Below are 11,665 nucleotides of genomic sequence, written 5' to 3'. Positions count from 1 at the left end.
GCTTTACGGAGACAACATGAACAAAACACTCGATCGCGCCGTGACAGAGATGAGTGAAGAAGCTTTGCTTGCCAACCTTGAATCGGCCCAGGTCCCAGCGCTCGTTATGCTGACCGCCCATGTCACTGGCGATACAAGCGTGCTGCGCGATGAATGGCGGCCGAACCTGAAGACGCTTCCACTCAGCGGCTTGGATCCGGCAACCGAGGCGGAGGCCCGCGCTTACTGCTTCAAACTCCTTGCGCCCTTCCTGGCCACCCAGGACGAATGGGCAGCTGTCCCCGATGAGCCGTTGCGCCGCAAGCTTGCTACATGGTTGATGGGGGATGACAACGAAGACGCCCAGGCCATGGCTGCCGTCGCGTTCACCCCCAACAATGTTGACCCGCGCCGGCCTACGTGGACGCTGCAGGACATCGCCCCGGACAGTGCACTCAACGCCGTGGTAATCGGGGCAGGGTTCTCTGGCCTGTTGGTAGGCCTGCGGCTGAAGCAGGCGGGTGTTCCGTTCAAGATCATTGAGAAGAGCCTGGACGTCGGCGGTACCTGGTGGGAAAACACCTATCCCGACTGCCGCACGGATGTCCGCAGCCACATCTACACCTATTCCTTTGTTCAGCACGACTGGGAAACCCACTATGGCCGCCAGGACAAAATCCATGGCTACCTGCACCAGTTCGCGGCCGACAACGGCCTTCTCGAGCACATGGTCTTCGGCACCGAGGTCACGGCCACCCGCTGGGACGAGGAAACCGGAACTTGGACCCTTGAAACCAAGACTTCCGCAGGCATCGGAGAAACCATTGAATCGAACATCGTGGTCAGCGCCGTGGGCCAGCTCAACAGGCCCTCGATTCCCAACCTTCCAGGTCTCGATTCCTTTAAAGGCCCGGTGGTCCACTCAGCGCAGTGGGACCACGGGATCGACTTCCGCGGCAAGCGCGTGGTGGTCATCGGCACTGGCGCCAGCGCCCTGCAGTTCGCGCCCGCCGTTGCGAAAGTTGCTGAACACGTCACTATTTTCCAACGCAGCGCCCCATGGCTGCGTCCCACCCCCGTGCTGCGCCAGGAGATTGAAAGCGGTGAACGCTGGCTTCTGAACAACCTGAACCAATACCGCGCCTACTATCGCTTCTCAATCTTCCTGCCCAGGCTCATCGGCAATCTGCCGGCCGCTACCGTGGACCCGGACTTCCCGCCGACCGAGGTCTCGGTCTCCGCCGCCAACGAAGAACTGCGCAAAGAGCTGACCGCATACCTGGAGGAGCAGGCCGGGGACGACGAGGAACTGCGCAAGCAGATCATCCCCGACTACCCGCCGGCCGCCAAGCGGGTCATCTGCGACGACGGCACCTGGGTGAAGACGCTCAAGCGGGACAACGTCCGCTTGGTCAGCCAGGGCGTGAACCGCATCGACTCCGACGGCGTGTGGCTTGGCGACGAGCACGTCCCGGCCGACATCATCCTGCTCGGCACCGGCTTCAAGGCCTCCGACTTCCTGCTGCCCATGTCCGTGACAGGGGTCGGGGGCAAGGACCTGCACGAGACCTGGGGCATCGACGCAAGCGCCTACTTAGGCGTGACACTGCCGGGCTACCCAAACTTTTTCTGCATGTACGGACCCAACACCAACACTGTTGTCCACGGGAACCTGGTGTTCTTCCTCGAATGCCAGGCCAACTACATGATCGATGCAGTGAAGACGCTGGCCGCCGGCGGCTACCGCGCCATGTCCCTGCGACCGGACGTGTTTGCCAAGTACGACAAGGAAATCACCGAAGCCAGCGCCAAGCGAACATGGGGCTGGTCCAAGACCCACAGCTGGTACATGAACGCCGAAGGCCGCTCCACCATCATGTGGCCGCTGCCAGCCCGCGAATACTTCGAACGCACCAGCCATGTGCGCACCGAAGACTACAACTTCGGCTGACTAGCTCCCCCTCCTACTTCCACCATCCGAACCACATCACCGGAGACTACATTGCTCACCGAGACATCACTGATCACCGAGGCCACGACTATCGTCGCCAACCTCGAAACCCGCTACTTTACCGGCGGCCCCGACGACGGCGTTCCCGTGGTATTCCTGCACGACGGCGCCTGGGGCGGTGCCTCCGACGTGACGTGGAATCACGTCCTTCCGCTCGCCGCAGAGAAATTCCGCGTCATCGCCCCAGATTTCCTCGGTTACGGCGGATCAGCCAAGTCAATCCGGGTAGACGTCTCGCCGTTCGCCTTCCGCATCCGCCACGTCTTCTCCTTGCTGGATTCCCTGGGCATCACCGAACCGGTTCACCTCGTGGGAAATTCCTTCGGAGGATCCGTCGGCCTGCGCGCACTGGCAGACAAAACCTACCGGGGACGGATCGCCTCGGTCACCACGATCAACGGCACCGGCGGCCCGTGGAAGGCTCCGGACATGACCAGGATCGGAGACTTCGACGGCACCCGGACGCGCCTCGAGGAAATCCTTGACATTCTCTGCGATCCTTCCGAAGGCAAGGAAGCCCAGCTCGATGCCCGTTTTGGCTGGGCAACAGCGCCTGGTCACTTCACGGCCATGCGGGGACCCCACATGCCGGTCCCGGCGGCTCTCAAGGTTGAGCGCCCGGCCGATCCCTACCCAACACCGCTGCAAGGCGTGGCAACCCCCGTACTGCTCGTGGAGTGCACCGGGGACACGCTGCTGGAAAGCGGCTGGTCCAAAAACCTCCAGGCTGTGCTGCCAAACGCCCAAGTGGAGCTGCTGCCGTATAAGCATTGCCCTAATATCACCCACCCGCAGGAGACGTGGAACCTGATTAGCGGATTCCTCGAGTCCACCGTTGAAGGCGGCAAGTAATGACGGACGACGGCACCCGCCCCGCCTTGGTCCTCAGCGGCGGGTCCTCCGGCATCGGCGAGGCGTTGGCCGCCGATCTGCGGAGCGACTGGGCGGTCACGTCCGTCTCCCGGTCTCTGCCGGCTCATCCGCTGGACGGGGTCACCTATGTGGCCGGCGACGTCGCCGGCGGTGCCCCGCAGGCTGTGCGCGAGTCATTGGCGGCGCAGGGCCGCAGCAGCATCCATTCCCTCATCCACTGTGCGGGCGTGGGTGTATTCGGCCCGTTTATGGAGATGCCCAAGGCCGAGTGGGAGCGCGCCCTGCTGCTGAATCTGCACGGCACGCTGAACTTCGTCCAGGGAGTTGCAGACATGGTGGAGGACGGCGGACGCATTGTGCTGTTCTCTTCCGGCACCGTGTTCAAGGCCCCCGCCGGCGCCGCAGCCTACGCAGCCTCCAAGGCCGGCATCATCGGGTTCTCCCGCAGTCTCGCCGCGGAGATGGGTGCCCGAAACATCACGGTCAACGTGATCGCCCCCGGGCTTGTCATGACCCCGTTGGCTACCCAACTCGCTGGTGGTGAGGCAAAGAACATCGAGACCAGGGCCATCAAGCGGGCCTCAGTGGTCGAAGACTATGTCGGCCCCACCCGCTTCTTCCTCTCCCCCGGTGCCGGGTTCGTGACCGGTCAGACGCTGGTGGTCGACGGCGGATCCATCCGCCGCTGACCGGCCCCAGATCGCACGTGAAAGGTTTACAGATGACTACGACGGCCGACCGTCAAACAGCAGTCTCCGATTACTTCCGGCTCGATGATGACCTCAGCCCTGAGGAGACCGGCATCCGGGACAAGGTCCGGGCGTTCGCCGAGCAGCGCGTCCTCCCGATCATCAACGATTACTGGGAGAAGGCCGAGTTCCCCGCCGAACTGCTGCCGCCGCTGGCCGAGCTCGGCATCATCGGCACCATCATCCAGGGCTACGGCTGCCCGGGGATGAGCCGCAAGGCCGCCGGCATGGTGGCCCGCGAGATGGCCCGCGCGGACGGCAGCCTCAACACCTTCCTCGGAGTCCACTCCAACCTGTGCATGGGAGCCTTGAACCTCCTCGCCAGCGACCAGCAAAAAGGACGCTGGCTCCCGGCCCTGGCACGGATCGACAAAACAGGCGCCTTCGCCCTGACCGAACCCGATCACGGCTCAGACTCCATTGCCCTGGAAACCAGCGCCCGCCGCGACGGGGACAGCTGGGTCATCAACGGGCATAAGCGGTGGATCGGCAACGGCCACGCCGCCGACGTGATTGTCCTGTTCGCCCGCAACACTGAAGACGGAAACGTCAACGCTTTCGTCGTCGAAAAGGACGATGCCGGCCGCTATCCGGCGGGCTACTCCCCCACCGTGATCACCGGCAAGGTCGGCAAACGCGCCATTCTGCAGGCCGATATCCTCATCGAGGACATGCGCGTGCCCGCGGCCAACAGGCTCGAGGGTTGCCGCTCGTTCCGCGACGTGTCCCGCGTCCTGCAGGCCACCCGCGGCGGCGCCGCGTGGGAAGCCGTGGGCCACGCCATGGCGGTCTTTGAAATCGCCGCCGATTACGCCCAGACCCGCATTCAGTTCGGCAAACCCATCGCTTCCTACCAGCTGGTCCAGTCCCGGCTGGCGAACATGCTCAGCGAGCTGACCACCATGCAGCTGCTGTGCACCCGGATGGCCGAACTCGCCGACCGCGGCCACCTCACGAATTCCCAGGCGTCCATGGTCAAAATGGCTACCGCCCAAAAGGGCAAGTGGATCTGTAACGAGGCCCGCGACCTGCTCGGCGGCAACGGACTCCTCCTGGAGAACCACATCATCCGGCACATGACCGACATGGAAGTCGTCTCCACTTACGAAGGCACCGATTCCATGCAGGCACTCATTGTGGGCCGCGACATCACAGGCATCTCCGCCTTCAACTGAGCCACCCCACCAGCACCGCGACAAGACTCCTGCGACATGAACTTAAGGAATGAACAAGATATGGCTGAGGCCTTCCTGATCGGCGGCGCCCGCACACCCGTGGGCCGCTACGGCGGATCCCTGTCCTCCATCCGCCCGGACGACCTTGCGGCACTCACCGTCCGCGCCGCCGTCGAACGCGCCGGCATCGACCCCGCTCTGGTGGACGAGGTAATCCTCGGCAACGCCAACGGCGCCGGTGAGGAGAACCGCAACGTGGCCCGCATGGCCTGGCTCCTTGCCGGCTACCCGGACAGCGTCCCCGGCATTACCGTCAACCGGCTCTGCGCGTCCGGGCTGTCCGCCATCATCATGGCCTCCCACATGATCAAGGCCGGAGCCGCGGACATCGTCGTGGCCGGCGGCGTCGAGTCCATGTCCCGCGCCCCCTGGGTGATGGAAAAACCCGACAAGGCTTTCGCCAAACCCGGCGCCATTTTCGACACGTCCATCGGCTGGCGCTTCACCAACCAGGCTTTCCTGAGCGGCGAGCGTTCCCGCGACGGGAAGGCCGCTTACTCGATGCCGGAGACCGCTGAGGAAGTGGCCCACGTCTACGGCACCTCGCGGGATGACTGCGACGCCTTCGCCGCACGCTCCCACGAACGCGCCCTGGCAGCGATCAACGCCGGCCGGTTTGTCGACGAAATCGTGCCCGTGGAAATCATCGGTCGCAAGGGCGCCACCGCCCTGGTGGACACCGACGAAGGCCCCCGGCCAGGAACCACAGCGGAGGTCCTCGCCGGCCTGCGCCCGGTCGTCAAGGGCGGCTCCGTGGTCACCGCCGGAAACGCCTCCTCGCTCAACGACGGATCATCCGCCATCATCGTTGCCTCCGAAGCCGCCATCGAAAAATACGGCCTGACGCCCCGGGCACGGATCCTCGAAGGAGGCTCCGCCGGGGTGGCGCCTGAGGTCATGGGTATCGGCCCGGTGCCCGCCACCCGCAAGGTCCTGGACCGTGCCGGCCTCTCAATTGGCGACCTGGGCGCCGTCGAACTGAACGAGGCGTTCGCCTCCCAGTCGCTTGCCGTCATGCGGGAGCTCAAACTGGAGCAGGACATCGTGAATTCCGACGGCGGCGCCATCGCCCTCGGCCACCCGCTCGGCTCTTCCGGGTCCCGGCTCGTGGTCACTCTCCTCGGCCGCATGGAACGTGAACTCACTGGCAATACCCGCAAGCTCGGCCTCGCCACCATGTGCGTCGGCGTCGGTCAAGGCACCGCCCTGCTCGTCGAGGGCATCTGATGACAGCGGTAATGGACGACCCCGGGACAGCCTTGGATGCCGCGGCTTTCGTGGCGCTGCTGGTTGAGGAAAGCGGTGATCGCTTAACGGTCCGGCTGCACCGGCCGGAAGTGCGCAACGCCATCGACCAAACGATGGTGGATGAGCTGCACGCTGTCTGTGCTTACCTTGAGCGCACGCCGAAGGTCCTGATCCTGGCCGGCAGTGCCGGCGATCCGGAAACCGGCACGAAGGCGATTTTTGCTTCCGGTGCCGATATCGGCCAGCTCCGCGAACGGCGTCGGGATGACGCGCTGGCCGGCATCAACTCCTCCCTGTTCGACCGGATCGCGAAACTGCCCATGCCCGTCGTCGCGGCACTGGACGGCTTCGCGCTGGGTGGCGGGGCGGAATTGGCGTACGCTGCCGATTTCCGTATTGGCACGCCGGGCCTGCGGATGGGCAACCCGGAAACCGGCCTCGGCATTATGGCCGCCGCCGGCGCAACGTGGCGGCTGCGCGAACTCGTCGGGGAACCCCTGGCCAAGGAAATCCTCCTCGCCGGACGCACCTTGACAGGCCAGGATTGCCTCAATATTGGCCTGATCACAGAACTTGTTGAACCTGGGGATCTCCTGGATGCCGCCCACGCCTTGGCCGACCGCATTGCCCGGCAGGACCCCCTCGCGGTGAGGGTGACGAAGACCGTGTTCCACAGCCCTCGCGAGATCCACCCACTCATCGACAACCTCGCCCAGGGCGTGCTGTTTGAATCCGCGGCCAAATTCGACCGCATGCAGCAGTTCCTGGACAGGAAGAAGCAGTCATGACAAAGACCAACGAAACATCCGCCGGCACGACTGAAGGACTTTTGCCAGCAACCGTCGGAGTACTGGGCGGCGGACGCATGGGTGCCGGCATCGCACACGCCTTCCTCCTCAGCGGTTCGAAAGTGACCGTCGTCGAGCGCGACGACGTCGCCGCCCGCGGCGCCCGGGAACGGGTCACGGCTTCCGTCACCGCGTCGTTTGACCGCGGGGCCGCCTTGGGGGACCGCGGGGAGATCCTCACGAGGTTCGAAGCAAGCACCGACTATGCCGCCTTCGCCGGCTGCGACCTCGTGGTCGAGGCAGTTCCCGAGGACGCCAAGCTGAAGGCGACAGCACTCAGCGCCGTGGCGGAACACCTTTCCCCGCGCGCCTACCTGGCGACCAACACGTCATCCCTGTCAGTCAGCAGGCTCGCCGAGGCACTGCCAAGCCCGGAGGCGTTCGTGGGTCTGCACTTCTTCAACCCTGTCCCCGCCTCCACGCTGATCGAGGTGGTTGTAGGTGAAAAGACCTCCGAAGAGACCATCGCTGCCGCGAGGCGGTGGGTGTCCGCGCTCGGCAAGACCGCCGTCGTAGTCCAGGACGCGCCCGGTTTTGCCTCCTCCCGCCTTGGCGTTGCCATCGCACTCGAGGCGATGCGCATGGTCGAGGAAGGCGTCGCATCCGCCGAGGATATCGACAACGCCATGGTCCTGGGCTACAAACACCCCACCGGCCCCCTGAAGACAACGGACATTGTGGGCCTGGACGTGCGGCTCGGCATAGCCGAGTACCTGCACTCTACCCTGGGTGACCGTTTCGCACCGCCGCAGATCCTGCGCGACCTGGTTGCTGCCGGTGATCTGGGGCGCAAGTCCGGCAAGGGCTTCTACAACTGGAGCTGATGCAGCGGCGCCTCGCCGCCCTCGCTCCCGACCACTCGACCACTCGACCACCGCGAAAGGCCACCATGTCCGACATCAGCGACCTGATTGATTTTGACTCTCTGCTCACTTCGGAAGAGCTTGCCCTGCGCGACTTGGTGCGTTCCTTCGTGGACAGCGAGATCAAGCCGAACATCGCAGGCTGGTATGAAAAGGGGCACTTCCCGGTGGAGATCGTCCCGCAACTGGCCAAGCTCGGCCTGCTGGGCATGCACCTGAAAGGGTATGGCTGCGCCGGCCGCTCCGCCGTCGAGTACGGTCTGGCGGGTGCGGAACTGGAAGCCGGCGACTCCGGCACCCGGACCCTCGTTTCCGTCCAGGGTTCCCTGGCCATGAGCGCCATCTACAAGCACGGCTCCGAGGACCAAAAACAGGAATGGCTCCCGGCGATGGCCGCCGGGGAGGTGATCGGCTGCTTCGGCCTGACCGAGCCCACCGCCGGTTCAGACCCGGGCAGCATGACCAGCTATGCCCGGCGCGACGGCAGCGACTGGATCCTCAACGGCGCCAAGCGCTGGATCGGGTTGGCCTCCGTGGCCCAGGTTGCTGTCATCTGGGCCCAGACCAAGGACGGCGTACGAGGCTTCCTGGTGCCCACGTCCACACCGGGATTCACGGCCACACCAATCGGGCCGAAACTGTCCATGCGCTCTTCCATCCAGTGCGATATCGAACTCACCGACGTCCGCCTGCCCGAATCCTCGGTGCTGCCGAACGTCGTCGGACTTAAAGGCCCCTTTTCCTGCCTCAACGAGGCGCGCTACGGAATCATCTGGGGTGCGATGGGCGCGGCACGCGACTCGTTCGAAGCCGCTCTGGACTACTCCAAAGGCCGCATGCAGTTCGACAAGCCCCTGGCCGGCTACCAACTGACCCAGCAGAAGCTCGTGGACATGGCACTCGAAATCAACAAAGGATTCCTCCTCGCCCTGCACCTCGGCCGGCTCAAGGATGCCGGCCGCCTGCAGCCGGACCAGATCTCTGTAGGCAAACTCAACAACTGCCGCGAAGCCATCAAAATCGCCCGCGAAGCCCGCACCATCCTCGGCGGCAACGGCATCACCCTGGATTACTCACCGCTGCGCCACGCCAACAACCTCGAATCCGTCCGGACCTACGAAGGCACCGACGAAATTCACACCCTCATCCTGGGCCAAAAGCTGACCGGCGTTCCTGCCTTCCGCTAACAATCCCCCCTGGCACTTGACGAGTGAAAAAGCACCAGATCACCACACTGTTGTGCGACGATGCGCAACACTTGAAGGGTAATGACATGTCCAAAGTCACCACACGGCACCTCATGCCAGGAAAAATGACGACGCCGGGCCAAGAGTCGCGCGCCAAGGCGTGGGGCCTTACATCAGTACTGGTTTTTCTCTACATGATCAACTACAGCGACAAGATCCTGCTCGGACTTGTCGCCCAACCCCTCAAAGAAGAATTCGGACTCACCTCAGCGCAAATCGGGCTGACGGCAAGCGTGTTCTTCTTCGCGTTCACTGCAGGAGGGTTCTTTGCCGGCCTTATCAATAAATGGGCCACTCTTAAATGGTCCCTGATGGCGTTGGCCGTGATTTGGGCAGTCTGCATGGTGCCCATGATCGTCGCCGGCAGCTTCGTGGTCCTCCTGGTCAGCCGCTTCCTGCTCGGCCTCACCGAAGGGCCGTCAGGAGCACTCATCCACACGGCAGTGTATTCATGGCACCCAATGGAAAAACGCTCGTTGCCAGGAGCATTCATCGCCTCGTCAAGTTCGCTGGCAAAGATCGCAGCAGCGCCGGCATTGGCCTTCCTCATCGTGCAATTTGGCTGGCATTCCGCCTTTGTCGCCATGGTGGTTGTGGGCCTGGCCTGGTGCGTGCTGTGGTACTTCACCTGGCGCCCTGGTCCCTACGGCGAAGTCCGGATTCCGGGTGTCAAGGGTTCGGCCGCGACGCCACCGCCCGCTGTTCCCTGGATGTCGATCTTCCGCACGGGAACCTTCGTGGGTGCCCTCGCAGCAGTAATCCCCATGTACGCGCTGCTGACAGTTGTTCTCACGTGGCTGCCGTCCTACTTCGAAGTCGGATTGGGTTTCACCCGCCTCCAGGCGGGAGCGATGTTCGGGTTCCCCAGCATCGCAGCCATGCTCGCCATGTTCACCAGTACGTACTTTAGTGACAAATTCATGAGCAGAGGCGTGAGTGCACGGATCATGAGGGGAATCGTCCCGGCAGCAGGACTTCTTATTTGCGGCATTTTCATGGCAGTGCTGCCCTATATCGACACCCCGATGGTCGTCGTAGCCGTCGTCTCCATCGGCTACGGAATCGGCTGCATCCTCGCTCCGATCATGAACGCGGCCATTTCACAGATCTGCCCCAATAACCAGGTGGCAGGGTCACTGGGAATGTTCCTTGCGCTAATGGCCCTCGGCGGCATCGTTGCCCCTCCACTCACAGGAATGATCGTGGACCAGGCCGTTTCACCCGCTGTCGGGTACGCGCAATCCTTCCAAATATTCGGCATTGTGGCGATCGTCGGAGCGGTTCTGGCCATGATCCTGGTGAATCCCGACCGTGACGCGGCGCGAGTGATGGCACAGCTGAAGCCGTGACCACTGCTGGTGCACGATCCGCCACCCCGCACCTGATGGGCCTCGGGGCGGTCCTGACCCTGGCCACTGGGATTGGACCGCTGCTCACCACAGGAGTGAGCGCCCTGGGCCCCGTGCTGTCACGGGACCTGAACCTGACGCGCCTGGAGTTTGGATCCTTCGCCGTGGTGGCCGCTACCGCCGCCGCGCTCCTGTCCACGCCGCTCGGCTGGACCGCCGACAGGTTTTCCCAACGCGCCGGCATCCTGCTGCTCCACGGCTTCGGGCTGTGCGCCATGGTCACGGCGGCACTGTCACAGTCCATGGTCGGCCTGTGGGTTAGTGCCCTCTTAACTGGAGCGGCCCTTGGCCTGGCCAATCCGCTGACCAATGGCATGGTGGCCCTGCGGGTCGAGCCGGGCCGCCGCGGGATGCTGGTGGGAGTGAAACAAACCGGCGTCCAGCTTGTCCAGGTATTCACCAGCCTGGCCTACCCGCTGGCGGCCACGCTGGTGTCCTGGCAGGCAGGCTTCCTGGTGGGCGCCGTGGTCACTCTGCTGTCGCTATGGGCGGCCCTGCATTACCTCCACGTGCATCCCCAACGCAGCGCACCAACACGCGCTTCCCGGGATCGGCCGCGCCACGCCAATGTAGCAGGACTTGCGTGGCTGGTCGCCTACGCGCTCCTCTCAGGCATTCAGTACCAGACGCTCGCCACTTACCTGCCGCTCTACGCCTTCGAGGGACTCCACCTGCGGCCCGAAATCGCCGCTGTGTGCGGTGTAGTGCTGGGGGTGAGCGGGCTGGTATCACGGCTGGTCTGGGGTCGCCTGACGGAGCGATTCCGGACCCCGGGGGTGCCGCTGGCGTTGATTGCCGTGGCCAGCGCCGTGGCCGTGGGGCTGGTAGCCGGCTCATCGCTATCGGGATCACCAGCCCTCATGTGGGCAGGGATCGCGCTCTATGGTTTGTCCGGAACGGCGGCCATGGTCATCCTGCTCACGGTGGTCATGCGCCTGGTCCCCGGGTCCCGGGCCGGTGCAGTGACCGGACGGATCTCCATGGGTTTGTTCGCCGGCTTCGCCGGGGGCCCGGTGCTTTTCGGACTGCTGGCCGACCACTGGGGCTATTCGGCCGGTTGGATGAGTCTGCTGGCCGCAAGCGTAATGATGATCATGGCCCCGCTTGGCCTGCGCAGGCTCGTTGTCACCGATGATTTTAAAGGAGAACTACACGTGAGTGGGCAGACCCTCACCGCTATGCGGCAGGCAGATACCCATTGAC

At 64.0% G+C, this 11,665-nt stretch carries 10 protein-coding genes; all 10 read left to right on the top strand.

The features are described 5' to 3' along the window. Positions 1–16: 16 nt before the first annotated feature. The 10 genes from ARTSIC4J27_RS10395 (at position 17) to ARTSIC4J27_RS10350 (ending at position 11,664) form a co-directional block, all read left to right on the top strand. Positions 17–1,930, top strand: coding sequence for a flavin-containing monooxygenase (locus ARTSIC4J27_RS10395; RefSeq protein WP_050055114.1), 1,914 nt, complete (start codon positions 17–19; stop codon positions 1,928–1,930). A gap of 51 nt (positions 1,931–1,981) precedes the next feature. Next, positions 1,982–2,842, top strand: coding sequence for an alpha/beta fold hydrolase (locus ARTSIC4J27_RS10390; protein WP_050055113.1), 861 nt, complete (start codon positions 1,982–1,984; stop codon positions 2,840–2,842). After that, a complete protein-coding gene (locus ARTSIC4J27_RS10385) occupies positions 2,842–3,552 on the top strand; it encodes an SDR family NAD(P)-dependent oxidoreductase (RefSeq protein ID WP_050055112.1) in 711 nt (236 codons plus the stop codon). The genes ARTSIC4J27_RS10390 and ARTSIC4J27_RS10385 overlap by 1 nt, the downstream gene beginning before the upstream one ends. Positions 3,553–3,584: 32 nt before the next feature. Next, positions 3,585–4,787 (top strand): acyl-CoA dehydrogenase family protein, encoded by a 1,203-nt coding sequence (locus ARTSIC4J27_RS10380; RefSeq protein WP_050055111.1) that lies wholly within the window; start codon positions 3,585–3,587, stop codon positions 4,785–4,787. Between the two features lie 60 nt (positions 4,788–4,847). Then, complete coding sequence (locus tag ARTSIC4J27_RS10375) at positions 4,848–6,074, top strand: acetyl-CoA C-acyltransferase (protein WP_050055110.1); 1,227 nt, start codon at positions 4,848–4,850, stop codon at positions 6,072–6,074. Then, positions 6,074–6,883, top strand: a complete 810-nt coding sequence (locus ARTSIC4J27_RS10370) for an enoyl-CoA hydratase/isomerase family protein (RefSeq protein ID WP_235436631.1) — start codon at positions 6,074–6,076, stop codon at positions 6,881–6,883. The genes ARTSIC4J27_RS10375 and ARTSIC4J27_RS10370 overlap by 1 nt, the downstream gene beginning before the upstream one ends. Continuing rightward, positions 6,880–7,767, top strand: a complete 888-nt coding sequence (locus ARTSIC4J27_RS10365; RefSeq protein ID WP_050055109.1) for a 3-hydroxyacyl-CoA dehydrogenase family protein — start codon at positions 6,880–6,882, stop codon at positions 7,765–7,767. Before ARTSIC4J27_RS10370 ends, ARTSIC4J27_RS10365 begins: the two co-directional genes overlap by 4 nt. 65 nt (positions 7,768–7,832) lie before the next feature. After that, positions 7,833–8,993 (top strand): acyl-CoA dehydrogenase family protein, encoded by a 1,161-nt coding sequence (locus tag ARTSIC4J27_RS10360; RefSeq protein ID WP_050055108.1) that lies wholly within the window; start codon positions 7,833–7,835, stop codon positions 8,991–8,993. Positions 8,994–9,079: 86 nt separating this feature from the next. Next, positions 9,080–10,402: an MFS transporter gene (locus ARTSIC4J27_RS10355; RefSeq protein ID WP_083435409.1), complete on the top strand. Its 1,323-nt coding sequence runs from the start codon at positions 9,080–9,082 to the stop codon at positions 10,400–10,402. Further along, positions 10,399–11,664, top strand: coding sequence for an MFS transporter (locus ARTSIC4J27_RS10350; protein ID WP_050055106.1), 1,266 nt, complete (start codon positions 10,399–10,401; stop codon positions 11,662–11,664). The genes ARTSIC4J27_RS10355 and ARTSIC4J27_RS10350 overlap by 4 nt, the downstream gene beginning before the upstream one ends. Position 11,665 lies beyond the last annotated feature (1 nt).

This window comes from Pseudarthrobacter siccitolerans (assembly GCF_001046895.1).
GTDB classification, from domain to species: Bacteria; Actinomycetota; Actinomycetes; order Actinomycetales; family Micrococcaceae; genus Arthrobacter; species Arthrobacter siccitolerans.
The sequence above is the reverse complement of the archived record's forward strand: the minus strand, read 5'-3'. Positions and strand labels throughout refer to the sequence as shown.